The organism is uncultured Imperialibacter sp. (assembly GCF_963974565.1).
In the GTDB taxonomy this organism is placed as follows: domain Bacteria; phylum Bacteroidota; class Bacteroidia; order Cytophagales; family Cyclobacteriaceae; genus Imperialibacter; species Imperialibacter roseus.
In genome coordinates, this window is the sequence record NZ_CAXBCJ010000035.1 from 1 (window position 1) to 19,315 (window position 19,315).

General features: G+C 45.6%; 11 protein-coding genes and 1 pseudogene. 1 reads left to right on the forward strand and 11 read right to left on the reverse strand.

All coding sequences use genetic code 11. The features are described 5' to 3' along the window. The 11 genes and pseudogenes from AAC052_RS27155 to AAC052_RS27205 form a co-directional block, all read right to left on the reverse strand. Positions 1 to 1,495: pseudogene (locus AAC052_RS27155) on the reverse strand (hypothetical protein); the annotation flags it as partial. Positions 1,496 to 1,561: 66 nt separating this feature from the next. Continuing rightward, entirely contained in the window at positions 1,562 to 2,974 is a 1,413-nt protein-coding gene (locus AAC052_RS27160; protein ID WP_339816260.1) for a hypothetical protein, read from the reverse strand. Next, positions 2,971 to 4,143: an outer membrane beta-barrel protein gene (locus tag AAC052_RS27165; protein WP_339816262.1), complete on the reverse strand. Its 1,173-nt coding sequence runs from the start codon at positions 4,141 to 4,143 to the stop codon at positions 2,971 to 2,973. Before AAC052_RS27165 ends, AAC052_RS27160 begins: the two co-directional genes overlap by 4 nt. Before the next feature lies 1 nt (position 4,144). Next, positions 4,145 to 7,315, reverse strand: a complete 3,171-nt coding sequence (locus tag AAC052_RS27170; RefSeq protein ID WP_339816263.1) for a High-affnity carbon uptake protein Hat/HatR — start codon at positions 7,313 to 7,315, stop codon at positions 4,145 to 4,147. A 3-nt stretch (positions 7,316 to 7,318) separates the two neighbouring features. Next, a complete protein-coding gene (locus AAC052_RS27175) occupies positions 7,319 to 8,815 on the reverse strand; it encodes a DUF4062 domain-containing protein (RefSeq protein ID WP_339816264.1) in 1,497 nt (498 codons plus the stop codon). A 64-nt stretch (positions 8,816 to 8,879) separates the two neighbouring features. Next, a complete protein-coding gene (locus AAC052_RS27180; protein ID WP_339816265.1) occupies positions 8,880 to 12,131 on the reverse strand; it encodes a HEAT repeat domain-containing protein in 3,252 nt (1,083 codons plus the stop codon). Positions 12,132 to 12,349: 218 nt separating this feature from the next. After that, positions 12,350 to 12,997 carry an OmpH family outer membrane protein gene (locus tag AAC052_RS27185; RefSeq protein WP_339816266.1) on the reverse strand — a complete coding sequence of 216 codons (648 nt, stop codon included), beginning with the start codon at positions 12,995 to 12,997 and terminating at the stop codon, positions 12,350 to 12,352. 56 nt (positions 12,998 to 13,053) lie between these two features. Next, positions 13,054 to 13,803: a rhomboid family intramembrane serine protease gene (locus tag AAC052_RS27190; RefSeq protein ID WP_339816268.1), complete on the reverse strand. Its 750-nt coding sequence runs from the start codon at positions 13,801 to 13,803 to the stop codon at positions 13,054 to 13,056. A gap of 41 nt (positions 13,804 to 13,844) precedes the next feature. Continuing rightward, a complete protein-coding gene (locus tag AAC052_RS27195) occupies positions 13,845 to 14,747 on the reverse strand; it encodes a histone deacetylase (RefSeq protein WP_339816270.1) in 903 nt (300 codons plus the stop codon). A 15-nt stretch (positions 14,748 to 14,762) separates the two neighbouring features. After that, positions 14,763 to 15,320: a hypothetical protein gene (locus AAC052_RS27200; RefSeq protein ID WP_339816272.1), complete on the reverse strand. Its 558-nt coding sequence runs from the start codon at positions 15,318 to 15,320 to the stop codon at positions 14,763 to 14,765. 1 nt (position 15,321) lies between these two features. After that, positions 15,322 to 16,056 (reverse strand): hypothetical protein, encoded by a 735-nt coding sequence (locus AAC052_RS27205; RefSeq protein ID WP_339816274.1) that lies wholly within the window; start codon positions 16,054 to 16,056, stop codon positions 15,322 to 15,324. Positions 16,057 to 16,426: 370 nt separating this feature from the next. Between AAC052_RS27205 and AAC052_RS27210 the strand changes: the two genes are divergently transcribed. Then, positions 16,427 to 19,273, forward strand: coding sequence for a PorP/SprF family type IX secretion system membrane protein (locus AAC052_RS27210; RefSeq protein ID WP_339816275.1), 2,847 nt, complete (start codon positions 16,427 to 16,429; stop codon positions 19,271 to 19,273). Positions 19,274 to 19,315: the final 42 nt, after the last annotated feature.

Sequence of the window (19,315 nt, forward strand, 5' to 3'; positions counted from 1 at the left end):
TTATTGCGTTGATTGTGGGGGTCGAATTTTGAAATATTGGTGGGGTGACGTCCGCCGTTGTCGCATCTACTTTGGTTGGTGAAGCCTGTAAGTTAGGAATGACGTCCTGAGCCACAACATACAGATCATAAGCGGTTCCACTTGAGAGCCCTACAACTGTAGCATTGTAGTTGGTGCTTCCCGCTACAACATTGATAGAGCCTGAGGCCAATTCACCAGCCCCCCCACTTCCTGTGCCAGCTTTCACTTCAGCGGCATTGGGAGCAGTCGCTCCGTCTGCCACCACCACATAGTAGGCAATACCAGGCTCATTTAACTCTACATTTACATCAAAACCTACCGCTGTAAGCGAAGAGGTGCTGGGTGTTGAATTTTGAAATACGGGAGGATTAATATCGGCGGTCGTAACGTCCAATTTCACAGGTGAAGCTTGTAAATTGGGTACACCATCCTCTCCCACCACATACACATCGAAGGCAGTCTCGCTGGCCAATCCCGTAACCGTGGCATTATAGTTTGTACTTCCGGCTACAACATTGATAGAGCCTGAAGCCAGTTGACCGGCACCACCGTTTCCTGTACCTGCTTTTACTTCCGCCGAATTAGGTGCAGTCGCTCCATCGGCCACTACCACGTAGTAGGCAGTTCCTGCACCGTCCATCTCCACATTTACATCGAACCCGACTCCCGTTACTGCGGAAATACTTGGTGTCGAGTTTTGAAATACTGGTGGGGTGACATCTGCAGTTGTTACATCTTTCTTTACCGGTGAGGCTTGCAAATTAGCTGAACCATCCTGAGCCACCACATATACATCGTAAGGCGTCTCACTGGTTAGACCAGCCAATGTGGCATTGTAATTAGTGCTTCCTGCCACAACATTGATAGAGCCAGAGGTCAATTCACCGGCCCCTCCATTTCCTGTGCCAGCTTTCACTTCAGCGGCATTGGGAGCAGTCGCTCCGTCCGCCACCACTACATAGTAGGCGATACCAGGCTCATTTAACTCTACATTTACGTCAAAACCTACTCCGGTTATTGCGTTGATTGTGGGGGTCGAATTTTGAAATATTGGTGGGGTGACGTCCGCTGTAGTAACGTCCCTTTTTGTCACTGATGCTTGTAAAGTCATAGCACCATCTTGAGCGACGACATAAACGTCGTATGCCGTTTCACTGGAAAGCGTTGATACCGTTTGACTATAATTTGTTGACCCAGCAACAACGGTAATAGTTCCTGTGGCAAGTTCTCCACTTCCTCCGCTTCCAGTCAATGCCTTTACTTCGACGTTTGTAGGCGCACTGGCTCCATCCGCAACCACGACAAAATAGGCTGTTCCAGAAACGTCCATTTCCACGTTTACATTAAACCCTACTCCTGTTATTGAATTAATCAGCGGGGTGCTATTCTGGAAAACGGGTTGGGCATACGATCTAAAGCCAAACGCAAATCCAGTTAAAAAAATCAGGCCAATGTGTCGATATATATTTCTCATGGTAATGAGGATTGATCAATTAATAAAAATAAGCAAAAAGTGAAATTAAATACTGGAATTATACAATTATTTTCCCAGCACACCGTTTTTATTGGTTTTCATTAAGCCAATGACTGTCTGTGGGTTATTATCAATTTCTATGGTTGTTAACATGACAAACTTGCCGTCAGGGAGTTGAACTATAGCATTGGCTTTGTCATTGCCACTTCCTCCATAGCGGTACCCCAGGTAATCAGCTTCACCAAAATTGTTGGTATCGCCGCCAAAATCATCAGTTCTCATGAGAAGTAACTGCGATCCATTAGCACCGCCTTCATCCGTTTCTGCGGTAGTAGCCGCATATACGAATCTACCACCAAGCGTTCTATAAAAATCAGCAACCTCAACCCCGTCTGGAACATCGATTTGAGTTGAAAGTTGAAATTCACCACTCGTAATTCTCATCAAAAAAGGTTTAGAATTTTGCAAAGAAAGTGTCAATCTATTTCCTGCTAAAAAAATATCCGTATCTGATAACTTAAGCATCCTCACCACCTGCTCATTAACATCCGTAGTTCCTGATTGCGTAAATCTAATACTTTCGTTGCTTACCGGGCCCTGCACCGGAATTGTGGCAATTGTGGCGTTGAACAAGTTTCTGTTGTTTCCTCTGGTCTGCCCAGCTATAACCACCTGGCTGCCATTTTGAATACTTACTACGGCGACCCCGACATCATCGGAGGCTGTTCCTTCGGTCTTTGTCCATACGGTATTGAAGTCTGCATCAAGCTTAACGAGAAAAAAATCACTTAAATCTTGCACTTGTGCATCTCTCAGCGGAACATTTTCAGTTGAACCAACAGCGAAATATCCGTCAGCTATTTCTACTATATCAGCCCCTTTTTGACTAAGTGATAATGTATCATATAAACCACTCGACCCTATCTCGACTGTCTTATATTCACCGCCAAATACCCTGACATCCGAAGCAGAGTCATAGTTTCCACTGGCATCCACCCTCACTATCAGCATAGCAGATTGTTGAAAACTGCTCTCGATCTCATTTTCGTATATACTCCTGTAGGTGATCGATCCAATGAGCAGGTAGCCTCCATTCACGGTCTTCTTTATTCGAACCGGGGTACACGTCACTTTTCCCGTGGACGAAAAATAGGGCAATAATGGAAGAAAGTCCGCCGTAGGAAAACGCTTGATGCCATTTGGTAAGAGATTACCGCTCTTGTCTGCAAAAAGCAATACCCATTCGGTGTTTCCAGTTTGCTCTGTGAGCAAATAGCTGTCACTTGACCCGAAAATCACATAGTTTTCCACTTCAGCACCTTGCAGATTCACGACAAAGTCTGCTGCCTTATCAATACCTTCACCACCAAAATATTTCACAAAGACCTCATCTGGCGCTAAAGAGTTGGGATCTTCGGGCGTGCATCCCACAAGCCCACCAACTACCACAAAGCAAATCGCTCTTAATATCCTCATCATTTAAGTCTCTTCTCTTTAAGTTTTTGTGGATTATAGATCGATAACTGAAAACCACCTACCAGCGTGACTCCATCAAGTGTAAAATCGTTGTCGACCAAACCGATGTTGAAAATACTCTCCTGCTTGTTGCCATCAGCAGTGATTTCTGAGGGAAATCTGTTATCACCGTTGACTATGTTCATCATGCCGTAGTTATACCTGGCCTCCACAAAAAAGAAATGTGTCTTCCTTCGAATTTTCACGCCCAACCCCGCAAAGCCATAGTAAGTCAATGCTTTTCTTCGTTCATCTGCTACCAAATTGGGGTCAGGGAGCGTAGATGAAGCCTTCACACCGTCACGCTCTGACTGATTCGCTCTTCTTGTTGAGGTCTGTTTAGCACTGACTAAGTAATCAAAGCTCACCCCAGCAAAAACGTACGGATTGAATGTTCGCTCTCCATCTCCATAGTAGGTGTATTTTACAAAAACAGGAGCTTCCAACACAGCGTAGTTCTCTGAGTACGTGGCGAGGTTACCCAAACCTTGCGCAACAGCCAGTGAGTCAGATGCGTCGCTGGCGGCCTTTCCGTAGATGACCTCGCTCTCGGCTGAAAATGTCTTCAACACATAGCCCAGGCCCAGGCCCACATCGAAGCCCGGATACACCTCTTTCTCAATCTGGGCAAATCCATTAAACTGTATGCCTGGCGTATAAACCGATTGATCATCGTCTGACCAAAGAGAGTAACTTGTTATCAACCGGTAAGTACTCCGGTTCAACCCAATACTACCACTAACCCTAAAAATAGGCTTGTAACGGAATTTTTCCTTGTGCAAAATAATCTCCTGCGGATCCAAAGAAGGATCCAGCTTATGTTCAGGATCTGCTTTCAACAGTTCAATCATCCAAATATCGGCGTTGGCCAAATCGTCCTGATAGAGGTAAGTCTCTGTCAGTATCTCAAGCGCTCTTATACTTTCTTCTTTAGCAAAGCCGCCACTTTTTATACAAGGCATCAGTAAAGCCGGAATGCCAGGCAGGTCGCCTATATCGAACATTCCTTGCGCCCGATCCAGGTTTTGCGTACAAACTACTGTCTGTGCTATTGCACTTCTGGAAGTCAGAACAATAAGAACGCTAAACAAAGCGATTGCCAATAACTCATTCTTTTTAATATCCTTCATCATTTTATTGTTCAGCTCCACTTGGATAATCCGGACAGGTGATTTTGTAGTCGATGTCACTGCCAACGTATTGGTTCCATTCTGTTTGGTCAAGATTCCGGTCAATTTCGCTGCACAAACCAGCAGCAATCATATCGGGTTTAGTGGGCCACACCCGAAGGAGCTTATCATTACTCGCCGTAGCCAAATAATGACCGTCAGGAGAAAATGAAACAGCGTTAACATAATCGCCGTGGTCATTCAAAATGGTAGGCAGTCCGAAAATATCGTTAAGCACCCAAAGCTTTGCCGTTTTATCCCAACCTGATGATGCAAGCAAGGTGGTAAGCCCATTGAATTCAAGATCAGAGACCGAGCTTTCATGGCCATTTAGCTCTGCCAGGGTTGTCTTTGCGACGATATCCTGGATGACGATTCTGCCCGACTGATCACCATAAGCCAGAAACTGCCCGTTTCGGCTGAAGGCTACAGAAGTGATTGGAATATTGTCGGCATTTACTAGTGTCGCCTGCAGGCTATTATTAGCCATGTTGTACAAATATACATTGCCATCAGTTCCACCTGCAGCCAGTGTTTTCCCGTCTGCACTCATTGCCAACTTTTTCACTGGCTGGCTAAGACTTGCCATAGATGAAAACGACGAGAAATTGCTTCTTTGAATTTTTCCATCATTTCCAACGGACACAAATCCACTCGCATCAGGCAGGAAGACCAAATCGTATACAGCACCTCCGTGTGCGTCAAGTAGGTTAAGGGCTCCAGGGTTCGACAGGTCAATTAGCTGTATGTGATCTTCATTACCAACCGCCAGGTATTTTTCATCGGGACTAACCGCCACAACCCTGTTTACGCTGGAATTTGGAACTGGCAGCACGTCAACCCCTTCTCTGGCGGTGTTGGACATGCTCCACTTCAACACTCTTCCATCAGATCCGGCTGTGTACATATTTTGACCGTCTTTGCTGTACACTACCGACTTAACACCGCCGGTATGTCCCTTCCATTTTACCACGTCTGCTCCGTTTTCCGTTGTCCATGCGTTATAGAGCCCCAGGTAAATATCTCCATTATAAGGTTTGTTACTATATTCCCTAAAGAAGTTGAAGGCTTGCATCGCTATTAAAGTCTTTCGTGTAGCATCTTTCACCTGAGATGTTTTAATCGCCATTGACTGAGCTATCGCCTGGTAACGAAGAGCTTCGGCATTCTTCCGGGCGTCTTCAGCCTTTATTCTCTCTCCCTCGGCAATTTCCGTTTGCTTGACAGCGTTCTGCCTTTCCACATCTGCGACCCGGGCGCTTTCATTGGCTTGTTCAGTTGCTATCAACGCTAGCCCTCGTTGGTACTCGGCCCGTTTTGTTTGTTCTTCAGCATCCAACTGAGCCGCTTTAGCTCTATCAGCTTCAATTGTAGCTTTTTCGGCGTTCTGATCCGCCCGTGCTGCCTCATCTTTTGCGAGTTCCTCTTGCTTTTTGGCTTCAGCTTCGGCAATTTTCGCAAGCTCGAGGTTTTCGACTGCCTGCTGGGTCGCTTTGGTCGCCTCACTCGCCTTAATAATCGAGTAAATCATTGCAAAGAGAAGGATCAATGCCGCACCAGCCAGCACGAGGGCAAATATTCTTGAACGACGTATTTGCCGTTTTTGCAGGAGTTCTTTGTTCCTTTGCTCTGTTTCGTAGGCTCTTTTACTTGTTTCAAGGAACACAATGGTTCTCTCGTAGGCAGTGTTGTACCGCTGCCCCCAAACCAGGGTTGGTCTGTTTTCTTCCTGCCAGTTGAGTGCGAGTTGCAGGTCAGGCATTTTCCATAAGCCAGCCCGCCCTTCCTGGTACCTTTCAGCAGACTCGGAGAGCTTCAGGTACATTTCTGCCGAACGGCTTTCTTCATCCAGCCAGGTTTTGAGTCTGGTCCAAATCCGCATAAGGCTTTCATGCGAAATATCAATCACCGTTTCAGATTCGAGCTGTCTGCCATAAGGAGGCATAAGCAACGACCTGCCCGGCTCACGAAACTTGTCTACCACCCGGAAAACCTCATCTTCGGTTACCCCGGATATCGAAGCAATCACGCTTAATTTCGTCGGTCTTCGAATTCCCTGGTTCTCAGAACCACGCTCAGTAAGCGCCTTGAACATGGTTTCGCAAATCTGCTTCTCCCGTTTGGAAAGCATATCGTAGGCCTCGTTGGCATGCTGCGACAAAGCTTCCTTCAACGTGCCGATGGCATTGTAATGCCGGATGTCCATCGACTCCTCTTCTTTGTGATTGTCAGCCCAGTTGGACCAGGTACGCATCAAGGCATGCTGTAGAATGGGCAGCTGGTCGGGGTTGTCTCCGACGTCGTTCAACAATTGCTGCACCAAACGGGGCGCTATTGTACCCCCACCTACCGCCACGGGGCCTTCTATCGCCAGTCTTTTCTGATCCCTCGTCATTTGAGGAATCAGGTAATGGCTGTCGTTGATCATTTGGGTGAGCTCTGGAAAAACTGCGCACTCACCTATGAAGTCAGACCGCATGGTGATGGTGACATAAATAGGCTCATCGAACTGATGGACAGCCTCCATCAAAAGGTTGACAAAAGCGGAAGACTCGTCCTGAGACGAAGTCATGCTCTCCGTCTTTTTGTAGCGGAAGAGCTCTTCAAACTGGTCAACAAGAATCAGTATGTTTTCGCTTTCAGATTTCTTAAGCTGTTTTACTGCTTCTACCAACCCAAGGGAGCTACTCCTCAGCACAGTAGCAGTAATGGTCTTACGGATTAAGCGCTCTTCTTCGTCGAGTCCGGCATACTCATCGTCCCTTTCTACCAGCGATTCTGCCAGGTTGTCGATGGGGCCGCCGCCTGGTCTCAGTACCACAATCTTCCAGTTGGAACCTGCTTGTGTCATGAAGCCACCGTAGAGAGTTGGTATCAATCCGCAGTACATCAAAGACGATTTACCACTTCCGGATGAGCCAAGAACAGCCGAAAAACGGTTTTCCGCCAGTTTTACCAGCACTTCGTCACTTTGGCCTTCCCGGCCAAAAAACAAGTGAGATTCTTCAACTCCAAACGGCCGAAGGCCTGGGAATGGATTAAACAAGGTAGTGGTGCTACCTCTTGAGATAGTTCCGGACGAAACCTGATCAGGTCTTCCGTCGGACTCGTTTGGGTCAAGGTTGCTAGCGCTCATAATTTACTTTTCAATTTTCTCCAGGAATGGTTTTAAAGAATCGGCTTTGAATTCGCCGTTACCAGTTAAAATCAGGGTACCTTCCTCTTTAAATTCCTCAGCTTTTACCTTGGCCTCCCCTGCTACATAAATTGCCTTTGCCTTCAAAGGCTTAATTCTGCCAAATCCAGGTGCCTTCAAAAGATCCTGAAGTTTAGCCTTTATCCATTGATGATTAGCTTTACCGAAATATATCAGCGATGCATCGCAGCGTCTCAGGTTTTCCTGATGCAGGTAGCGCAAGTCGATCAAATCTCCATCAAAAAGAGACGTCATCACCTCACAACCTTTCGCTGTCAAAGCCTTGGCAATGGGCTCGGCCTCGCTGGCATCAGACTTATCACAGATCAGGTAAACCATCTTTCCTCCCTTCGTCTCTTCAGCCTCGTTGGCGTAATGATTTCTCGTTTTGAAACGTCCGCCCGTCAGCAACTCCTCCCGCACAATAGTCTTCAATTCCTGTAGGGTAATTTGCAATACTTCGGCCTCTTCCACTGCGGCAGCGTCCGTTTTCAAATCCTCAATAAAAATCTTCTGGCGCTCGGAGACATTCACCATGTCTGGAGAGAGCCAAATAAGTCGTGAAAAAGGCTCTTTATCGGCACTTTTCTTGTTGTGCTCTACAACCTTCAGCACATATTCTGACGCTATCTTATTTTGTATATCCACAATGGACAGATCAGATCCCTTAGGTCTATAGCCGTAGTCTTCACCAATGAGGTGGATAGACAGTCGGCACTTCTCCAAATCCGACTTCACCATGGCCTCCAGCAGTTTGGCCTCCTTTGGAAGTGACTGCTCGGGCAGCACTCTGTAGCCGTGGCGGAGCAGCTCCCTTTTTACAATGTCCCTTTGAATAAGGATATCCACGCCGGTGCTTGCGAGATAGACAGTACGCTCTTTTGGCGTGATATCTTTTACCGCTTTTTTCGTGGAGCCCAGCTTTTCCAGAATCTGATAAATGTCGTAAGACATGTCCACCAGCTTCAGCCAGTAGCTTCTCTCAGCTTCCGATCCAAAATACCTGGTGTACTCCTGCGCCTCACCTGTCATGGGGTCAATTTGGAAGAGATCGTAAGTAAGGATGTTCTCAAATTCTGGAAGTACACTGTCAATTTCGACCTGGTGCTTCAATACTTTGAACATCCGGGCCTTACCACCAATAATCAGGTTCCCAGCTTCAGCAGCCTTGCGTCCGAAGTGTGACACACCTTCGATCAGGTGGGTGTCGGCCTTAAAACTATTAGAAAGTATGGTGATGAAAACGGCCGCTTTTTCTATCTCAGCATGATTTTGCTGCGTCTCATCAATCATCCTGACGTGAGGCTCTTCTTTCATGATTTGGGTAAGCAGGGTAGTAAGGAATTTGCAAAAGCTTGTTACCCAGCCCCTGTCGCCTGCGATCCTCGGACGATTATCTTCAGAGGAGAAACTAATTAATATCTCTTTTCCAACTGCCATTATTTTCAGGTCAAAAAACTTTCCTATTCATATTTGTTCCTTCACGCAACTAAATCTCATTCAATTACTGAGTAAAAAAAAGAAGTCTGTCTTCGGCGATTTCTTCCTCTGGAGCCTCCAAAGTATCAGCGCTTTTAACAGACAGCAGCGTAGCTTCCACCATTTCAATATTTTTACTCATCAAATCAAATAGCGCCTCCATTGAAATCGTCAAAAACACTGTTTCCTTTAATGTGGTATAGCTGTATTCGAACACATCCGTTTCCACCAGCTTATTGAAACCAATTACTTCTCTGCTGCCAAGTTTGTCGCTATGCCCCAGGTCATCGTGTTCCATAACTTCTCCTGACACGATCATGTAGATCGGTGCATTGCCGTTGTCACCTTTGGTCACGAATGTGATCCCTTCCTTCATTCTCACTTCCTCTGCCATGTCTACAATATCCGTCAAAACAGAGCCAGGAATAGTCTTAAAAAGATCAAGCCCCTTCACAAACACCGCTTTTTCGATCAGCAGCATTTTCAAATGAAGATCTTCCTCTGTCTCTACAAATGTTGGCGGCACTATTGCCCTGTCAAGGTCCTTTTTAACTCCGGGCTTTATCCTTCTGGTATGCTTTTGATATTCCAGCTTGTCCTTCTTGTAAATAATCCAGGCGGACGTCTGAAGAATCAGTTTATCGGGGTTAAAGAGATTGGCAATTAAATCGGCTGACACCTTAGCATCGTCCATCATCGACAGTCTGTACAGCGCCACAGCCTTGGTCCATCTATTGATATGGTTGTAGTCTCTGTTAATAATAGAAAGCAGCAAATCCTCATATCCGAGAAATTCTTCCGGTGGGTAAAAGTCGTTCAGCCGGGCCAGTCTTTCCTGAGGCTTCAGTTCGTCAAAGACAGGAAAGGCCTTCGGCTTTAATTCATCCTCGAGGAAAATATCCAACATTTCAACAGCAAAAGTCACACTTTCGCTTGTGGCCAGGTTGATGTTCTCTTTTACCAGTTCAACGGCTTGCGAATCATATATGAGCGCCATCAGCATGTAGATGTCGTCGTAGTTTTGGGCGTTCTCCTCCTCGATTGCCTGCATTAGCAGAAGGTCAGTTTCCGTTTCGTCCGGTATCTCCGTCAGCACCTTAATGTTCCAGGCGATATCACCTATTTCAGCTTCGATCTGAATCTTAATTCTTGCCGCTTGAAAATCCTTGGCATGGTAGCCCAAATAGCTGAGGGACAGCAGCAGCTCCGATACAATTACCTTGTCAGGGAAGTCGATCTTCTTCCACAATCGTTCAACCGCTTCGGGCCCACCTATACGACCGAGTATCTGAATGACCCTAAACATTGTGTTTGCCTGCTGCCCTGTTTTGTAGAAAGCCGTGTCGACTGTGTGTAACACTGGCTCGCCACCTGTGGTCAATGCAGCCTTGGCGGCATTGGCATATAAAGGCACGTGAAGGTTCTCGACTAGAATCGGCCAGAGCTCAGGCCATTTGGCTAGCCCGGCGCTTGCCATGGCAGCAATGCGCACGTCAGTGTTGATATCCCTTAACAGCTCAATCAACAGGGGCACAAACTTTTCATCGTCGAGTTTAGCTAAAATTTGAGCGGCAAATACTCTATCAGCTTTATTCGTCGAACGCACTAATTTGCGAACCGGGATTTCATCCAATTCATAGTCTTCCGAGATTTGCAAAAACGCAATAACCTCAATAGCAAGGTTTCTTATCTCTTCTTCCTGTTCATAGGAAGCAAGTTTTTTTATTTCAGCCAGGTTCTCAAAGTTGTTTACCTGCCGGCACTTATTGTAAGCGTATTTTCTAACCTCAGCAAATGGGCTCTTCAAAGTCTCCACCAGGACACGTCTGAACAGAATTGGCTCCATTTTTTCAAATAATTTCAACGAGAGCACGATACTGTCGGCGTTGTGTTCATCAAACTCTCTTTGCAGCACATTCACTGTGCTGTTCTCATTCTTCGTCCCCTTCGACCCAAGTGCTTCCTTTTGCCTTGTTAAAGTAATTTTTAAAGTGCCCTTGTACTCATCATACAATTTGGCAGCGAGGTAAATCACTACAATACAAAGTATGATAATTACATAGGAGTAGTAGATCAGGCTGAAGAAACTAAGCAGGCCTAAAAGAAAAAGTGCCGCTCCAGATACAAGCACTGCAAATTCATTTACTACGCCTTCAATCCTGGATTGAATATCAAAACGTATTTTTATATCTAATGGTAAAAAGTAAATCTTAAATGCCGGGTTTTCCAGGGCATCTTTCAGAGAGGCGCTTAGCAAGCGCCCCATACCAGTAAAAAGAAAGAACAATATGTAAGCGTCATTCTTGACAGTGTATCCAAAAAAGTGCCCTGACACAATAGCACCAAGAACGAACCCACCGAGAACGATGGGCATCACCATTAGTGAAACCTTTAAGCCATACTTTCCAATGATAATATCGTTGAAAAAGCTTTGGAAAATAAAGCTTACCAGGATGATGATACCATCATAAGCTGATAGAAAATCAGATAACTCGGCTTCGTCCGGATACATTACCTCAACAGAGGTATAAAAAGAGTATTCGGCAAACACTGCCGATGCACAAGAAAAAATCAGGAACAGTGACAATAGCCCGAGGTATTTATTCTTCAGCAGGTCTGTGTAGCTGGTGTTCGGCTTCTCACGTGAAACTTTCTTTGTTGCGATGTCAAGGTTGTAGTTCTTTACTATAAGCAGCGTGAATATGAAAATTCCAAAAGCGCCTACGATGGAGATAAACAGCAAGTCTGTTGTATCGTTGATTAGGTTTATTTTTCTTAAAACAGGGATGGAGAAAAATGCCAGGGCTGTTGCCAGCATCTGGCCGGTATCAATACCTCCCATGATCCTCTTGGAGGCCCTAAGGCTAAACATTCGACCGAATACACCCCAAAAAGTAAGTAATGTAATGGCGGTAATGGGCCCCATCATCACGAAGAATGCAAAGGTTATCCAGGGGCTGTCATAAAACTCATAAGTTCCACGTAACAAGGTGACGTACCCGAAAATCAGGAAAGTGTTGGTAATCGCAAGACTGGAGAAATTGATGTTCCGTTGAAGAGAAACGAAAACGATGGTGGAAACAATACCTAAAAAGCCGCCAATGAAGAAGGCGATCTCTAGCATACCTTCCCCCATCTTACTCAAGAACAAGGTTTCAGCGCCCACAGTATAGGTAGCCAGGAAGATGCCCATAAAAAAGCCCTTACCAAGGAGCAGCCACATTTGCTTCTCCTCTCCTGGCTCACCTCCTAAAAATTTTAAGAAAGCCTGCAGCACGTATCAGTATAGTTAGGTTGACATTTCAGGCGCACAGAACACACCAGAATACTGCCAAAGTACCAAAAAAAATTGTCTTAAGGAAACATACAACAAATAAGATGATGGCTCACAGAGCAGCGTCCAAAAAATAGCCAACAAATACAATTACAATTCTACATAAAAATATTACAACAGCCAATTGGCTCTAAAAAAAAGTATTATTTAAAAGATAACGTCTATTTGGTGACGCCTGTCGAATCTATTTTATCGGTTGGGATCACACCCTTTGATTGAAGGTAGCTCTTATTTAAACCCTTAATTACCTCATCGGTAATGTCAAGTCTTTTGTCCGCATAAAGAACGCCGCTACCCTTCGTATACGTCAACACAAGATGGTATTTGTTGCTCCCGCTAAACTCCGACAGGTAGCCACTCACCGCATTATAAAGTTGTTCGTTGAGCTTGGTTTCTTCTTCAACCAACTGCTGACCCAAGGTTTGCTGATACTGGTAGAGGTTTTGTTGTTTCACAGTGAGTTCCTCCTCCTTAGCCCTGGCCTGGTTCATTGTCATGTTCTGAGCTGTGTTCTGGAAATTCTGTATTTCTCTCTGAAGACCTTCCGCCCGGTTCCTGTATTCAGACTCCAATTTCGCCCTCTTTTTTTCCAAATCACTGCTTATATCCTTGAAATATTCATATTTGCTCAGCAGTGTATCTGAGTTCACGTAGGCAATCGAAAGGTCGCCACTGATTCTGTCAATGGAAGAATCAAGACTAGCTACCTCAGGATCTGAAGATGCACTTTTATTGCTAAGCACCAGATAAAACAACACAGCAACTGCTGCTAAAAGGACGATACTAAGTACAGTGGATAGATTTTTCACGCTCTAGTTTTGATTAAGAAGCGGCAAATATATGGAAACTATTTGAACGGCAATGGCTAATGCAATGAGATAATATCGTCGGCGGCGTCTTCTTCGTTTTTAGTCGAATTTGTGAATCTTATCAAAAGACTGGGAGGTATTTGAACCTGGTCGGCCACAGCACCAGGCATCTCAGCTCCACCATTGGCTTGGCCTTCCTCGGTAATGTCATCATGCTGAATTGCCTGGTTTACCGCTAATGCTTCTTCCGTAACACTCTTGTTTCTGAAATGGATGGCGCAAAAAAGCCCCGATAAGCCGCCAAAAAGATGGGATTCCCAGCTTATCTGATCCGAAAAAGGAAAAATGCCTGCAAACAGGCCGTGGTAGAGAAAAACGACTATCATACTCACCGCCAGCGACCTCGCATCACGCTTGATGAGGCCAAAAAAGAAAAGGAAAGAAACCAAGCCGTAAATAATGCCGCTGGCGCCGATGTGAAAAGCCGGCCGGGCTGTTGTCCATACCCAAAAACCGGTTGAAAAGTACACAATCACAAAAACCTCGAGCGCTATCTTTCTAAAGAAGAAAAAAAGCCCTACTCCAAGGATCGCAAGAGGAAAAGTATTGGAGAGCAGGTGCTGAATATCGCCATGGATAAATGGAGATGTCACAATGCCCAGAGAACCTTTCAGAGTCCGTGGGTATATACCAAGAAAGGACAAATCAACAGACGTGGCATACTCCCATGACTTGACGCACCACAGTACTCCTACAAAAGCAAGTGTGATAAAAACGCTTTCTCTGAATAGCTTGCGCTCGTTCATGATTGAATTAAGCTATTTCCTGGCAAAATTGTAAGCGTTTGTCAAAAGTAAATATCCTGAGCAAGCCTGAAGGTATTGGCATGCGCCTCCACAATGTCATTGATTTTCTCAGAATAACCGCCTCCCATGGTCACTACCACTGGAAGCCTACATTCTCGGCAAAGCTGCAAGACCAACCGATCCCTTTCTTTGCACCCTGACTGGCTCAAGGCCAGCCTACCCAGCTTATCAGTGGCCAGCACATCAACGCCAGCCTGATAAAATACGAAATCCGGCCGGAAGTCATCCAAAATGCTCTTAAGGTTCGCCTCAAGTAGTTTAAGGTATAGCTTATCGTCAGTACCGTCGGCCAGGCCAATATCGAGACTGGACTGCTCCTTTTTGGCTGGATAGTTTCTGGCACCATGCATGCTTAGCGTAAACACCTCTTTGTTTCTGGTAAATATTTGAGCGGTTCCATTGCCCTGATGAACATCCAGGTCAATTATCAGGATTTTTGATGCAAGTGAATTTGCCAGCAGGTCGCTGGCAGCAATGGCCATGTCGTTCAACAAACAGAAACCCTCTCCCCTATCGGTAAAGGCATGGTGCGTGCCTCCGGCTACATTGAATGACACACCATACTGTAAAGCAAAGCGGCAGCATTCAACGGTTCCGGCAGCAATGTTTGTCTCTCGCTCAATAAGTGACTCAGAGTGCGGAAAACCAGTTTTTCTTATTTCTGCAGCGGAAAGGCTCAGGCTGCTCAACCTCCGCCAGTAGTCGGCGTCGTGCGTCCGAAGGATTTGTTCGGTTGAGAGGTGCCCGGGAGCAAACAATTGATCTTCTTTGATAGTCCCCTCGTAAATGAGTTGTTCCGGAAGCAGCTCATACTTCATCATCGGGAACCTGTGCTTGTCAGGTAGCCGGTGGTTGTACGCTTTTGACCAGGCCACTCGAAGCATACCGCCGCCTTCTATTTAGTCGTCGTTTTCGTCCGACTCAAAACTGTAAAGTGTGGGATCAAGCCTGAGCTGACCTGAGTTAAAATCGCTGATGAACTTTTCGACCACTGCAGGAGTAACTTTGTCGACGTTGAGACAGACGTCGATTCCTACACGGGCTTCAAGCTCTTCGTCCAACTCCATGTGCTCTTTCACCTTTACCGACTCCTCTTCTTCAAGATCAAGCATCGTCTCAGTAATAAAAATGCCAACTTCTTCTTCAAGTTTGGCTGGCAGCATGCCTTCACGGATTTCTACTCCCCTATTGACCAAGTCCCTGTACTCGGGGAATCTCTTCATGGCTTGCTTTTCAGCTTCATCATATAACTCACTTTCGTGATGTAGTTGCAGTGTGTACAAGGCAGTGTCAAAAAGTACCTCTTCACCATTATGCTTGCCGACGAAGAAAAACTCCAGATAGTCATCAGAGTTGTCTTCTGTTTCATTAATAACATAAGTGGAACTCAGAGCTTTCATCTCCCCTTTCACTTTCTCAATGCTCTTTTCGTCAAACTCAAATTCACTTATTCTCATACTATTTTACTTTACTTGTGCTGCGGCCTTTTTTCCTAAGCTGTGTATTGTAGTCCAACAAAAACGCCAGTGATATCTCAATGTTCCGGTTTGACCCTTCAAAATTCTCTTTGTACTTATTCAGACCAAAGAAGTTATCTTCTTTTTCCCCAATATTGGTGTGGCCCATATTGTACCTGAAATCAAGCTGCACAATTTGATCCTCCAACACCGGAAACTCAAAACCACCGCCAAAACTAAGCCCTACCTGCAGCCTGTTGGCATTTGGCACTTCTATGATACCGTTTGCGATCGGATAGTCTCGTTCCTCCGGCCGTGGTGTGTCATATTTCGTGAAATCATAGTGATAATTCACTGTACCCACCTTCCCTTCATCAAGTTCGGATGACGATATCTGACCATTTCCATACACCCAGTAGCTCAGGGCGGGGCCAGCATTCAAGTACCATTTGAGCGATCCCAATTGAAAGGTGCCCCTGAACATGGCTGGCATATCAATATTATGGAAGCGTGTTACGTTCTTCACGTAATCCAACCCTCGTTTTTGAATAGTCCTCCCTTTTGTGGAATAATACAATTCTCCGTGGAAGGACCATACAGTCGACTTGGAAGCTGAATAGTTGAAAACCCATCCGCCACTAAACCCCGGTCTCCACACCGTCTCGTAATCACGGGTATATTGCTTCTCATCGAAGTGCATGGTGGAGAGGTTGAGCCCAACCTTTGGGCCGGTCAATATTTGGCCTTTTACCAGATAACTACTTAAAAATAAAGTAAATAGAATAACAAATGAGGTTCTTGTCATAGAAAACCCTGAAGGCGATTTATTCAATTATCCGAAATTTAGGGTTTAAAAACAGATTTTTACTCTCAAATTAAAAAAATCTAATTTGAAGTTGAAATTTTACTATAAGAATAAATCTCGCTAGCTTGCGTTAAAAATGAGTTCTATTCTTTCTGAATTGCCTTTTTTAGGCCGGTTCTGTAAAGATTATTATCAGCTGTAAATTAATTTTGATAAATTTCGATTTCTGTTTTCTATCTGCTTTTGACCCGCTACTGAGAACTGGTTTAAAAGAATAGTAATATTATCCAATAGCGTTGACATGAGAAAACGTATACTTTGGCTTTTTCTGAGTTTTTTACCTTTTCTATCAGAAGCCCAGCAAGTACCTGTTTACAGCCAGTTCTTCATGAATCCCTACCTCTACAATCCTGCTTTTGCAGGTATTGAAGGCCACACGGTAGTATTTTTCATGCATCGCCAGCAGTGGGTTGGTATAGAGGGTGCTCCTCAATATTCACATGTAGTTTTTCATACACCCCTGAAAAATCGGCTGGCCATAGGCGGAGAAATTAGCACCGACAGGCAAGGGCCGCTAACAGACAATTCATTCAGAGTAACTGGAGGCTACCTGCTACCTCTCGACCGGAAACACTATTTAAGGTTCGGTCTTTCACTAGGTGCCGGTAACAATGGGGTGGATTTGGACGCCATTGGCAACAGCGCCGACCCTGCATTGGTCAATCTTCTCGACAATAATTTTTATATGAGGAGCGACTTTGGTGTCACTTATCACTTTGGCAAGTTCAATGCCGGTTTTTCTCTGCCAAGCCTCATCAGTCACGACGTTCTCAGTCAAAAAACGCTGAGTCCGGTCAGGGTTACTCCTGTCGACAACATATTATTCAAGGCCAACTATCGTCAAAGTCTTTTTGACGATGCCCTTGCCTGGGAGCCACACATACTATATAAATACTCAGGAGTCGGCAATAGCCAATATGAAGTCACCAACATCTTTCATATCAAGCACCTTGTGTGGGTGGGTGCTTCCTATCGGCAAGATGCCGGTTTTGTGGGGTTGGCAGGTATAAAAATAGCGGAACGTCTGGCGGTTGGCTATGCCTATGATTTGCCTTCTTCTGACCTGGCAACTTTCTCCACCGGATCTCATGAAATACACCTGGGACTTCATTTGGGAACCAGAAAAGAGCACGCTGAACATGTTTCTTCCTTCATAAAGAGCCATTCGAAGTCAAAAGCGGAAAGAGATGAAGAGGCGGCCAGACAATTGGCACTCGAAGAGGCAAGGAAAAAGCGTGAAGAAGAAAGGCTACAGGCGTTGAACAACACAAAGCCGGAAGAGAAGAAGAGTGCGCTTCTGGCTGACGACACACCTGAAAAACCTGTAGAGGAGACGAAGCCAGCAGGAGCCTCTGCATGGCAATACGTTTCTGAAAACAACGGAGCGCCCATTTCAAGAACGAATGCTGCCGGACAAGCCGAAGAAGGTGTTACGCTGACAAGGACAAACGCCCAGGGAAACAAGGAGTTCATCGTTAGCTTTATTCCTGAAGCGAAGTTTGGGTCAGAGGAAGTATGGTCACTGGTAAACAATGCAGGAGCCGCACAGGAGCGGGTAAATGCCAATGGACAAAAGGAAGTTGGTGTACTTTGGCGTGTGAAGCACGAGGATGGTTCCATAGAAGACAAAATTATTTGGTCGCCCGTCTACACATCAGAGGCCGAAATGAAGACTGGGATGGCAGCCTCTGGAGTAGACATGACTGCCAGCCAGAATCCAGATGCTGCTCATAATTTTGCGCTGTCAAGCAGCCGCTCCACTATGCCAGAAAGAACGGTTAATGGTGAAAGGCAGGTGGGCTTTGTGTTTAATAATACTTTGGCAGACGGAACCGTTGAGGAAACTATTGTTTGGGTGCCTGCGCCAGATCCAAATACTGGCGAAAGGTGGGAGTTGGCGGATCCCAACGAGAAGCCTGCGATAAGAATTGGCCCTAATGGAGAGAAAGAACTTGGCGTAATTCTTAAGCAAATCCACCCCGATGGCACTGAGGACTTGATGGTAGAATATGAGCCGGTGGTGAAAAAGGAAGCACCTAAGCCCGCTTCCAACGTTGCCGCCGCACCAAAAGCAACAAACTGGGCTTATGTCTCCGAAAATGAGGGGGCTCCTATAGAGAGAGAGCTGAACGGAACAAAACAAGAGGGTGTGACGCTTTCCCGAAAAAATGCACAAGGAAATACCGAATACACCGTAAGCTTTATTCCTGTAGCTGATTTCAACTCTGAAGAAAGGTGGTCGCTTGTCAACTCAATTGACAACGTGGAAGAACGAACCGCTCCAAATGGACAGAAAGAAGTGGGCTTGCAGTGGAGAGTTTCTGGCCCTGGCCTCCCATCAAAGGTGTCTACTGTATGGTCTCCTGCTTATTCGAGCGAGGCACTCCTTAAAGAGGATCTTAGGAAGCAAGGCGTGAAAATTGGTGTGCAAGGGAGAAAAGAGGAGACTGATCCAAACAATAACTTTAAACTCGTGAGTGACACCGGTGCCCGCCCCACAAGAACAATCAAAGGAGAAGACCAGGTTGGCTTTTTATTCAGGAACTCGCTACCCAATGGTGACGTGGAGGAATCGACGATTTGGGTGCCAGCACCAGACAAAGCCAACGGTGAGCAGTGGCAAATTGCTGAAGACGGAGAGAAACCATTGGTTAGGGTTGGAAGTTCAGGGCAAAAAGAAATGGGCTTCACTGTGAAAAAGATTCATGCCGACGGGAGCCAGGAATTACTTGTTCAATATGAGCCTGTAACCAGAGTGAATGCTGCGCCTCGAATTGTGGAAAACACTGAAACCGTGCCTGCGCCTACTCCTACTACCCCAACACCACGAAGTGGCAGAAACCTCTTGGAAATGGCCCCTGGCAATTACGTAATAGTTGGCGCATTTGCCAGTTTCGACAACGCCCAAAACTATAGTGACACCTTGCTTGATGAGGGTTATTTTACTCAGGTAGGATATCATTCACCCAAGAACTTGTACTACGTGCAGATATACAGTTCACAAAGTTTGCCACAGGCTGAAAAGGAAAGAGACAGGTTAAGAAAGAGTCCCACACTAAGCAAGACATGGGTATTTACCGTTAAATGATAATGAAGATGATTAATAGCCATTTTAAATTGTCGTCTAACC

Bases quoted from the DNA above. Each gene is read 5' to 3' on its own strand.
- AAC052_RS27160 (WP_339816260.1), bottom strand. From the start codon at position 2,974: ATGATGAGGATATTAAGAGCGATTTGCTTTGTGGTAGTTGGTGGGCTT.
- AAC052_RS27165 (WP_339816262.1), bottom strand. From the start codon at position 4,143: ATGATGAAGGATATTAAAAAGAATGAGTTATTGGCAATCGCTTTGTTT.
- AAC052_RS27210 (WP_339816275.1), top strand. From the start codon at position 16,427: ATGAGAAAACGTATACTTTGGCTTTTTCTGAGTTTTTTACCTTTTCTA.
- AAC052_RS27175 (WP_339816264.1), bottom strand. From the start codon at position 8,815: ATGGCAGTTGGAAAAGAGATATTAATTAGTTTCTCCTCTGAAGATAAT.
- AAC052_RS27170 (WP_339816263.1), bottom strand. From the start codon at position 7,315: ATGAGCGCTAGCAACCTTGACCCAAACGAGTCCGACGGAAGACCTGAT.
- AAC052_RS27200 (WP_339816272.1), bottom strand. From the start codon at position 15,320: ATGAGAATAAGTGAATTTGAGTTTGACGAAAAGAGCATTGAGAAAGTG.
- AAC052_RS27195 (WP_339816270.1), bottom strand. From the start codon at position 14,747: ATGCTTCGAGTGGCCTGGTCAAAAGCGTACAACCACCGGCTACCTGAC.
- AAC052_RS27190 (WP_339816268.1), bottom strand. From the start codon at position 13,803: ATGAACGAGCGCAAGCTATTCAGAGAAAGCGTTTTTATCACACTTGCT.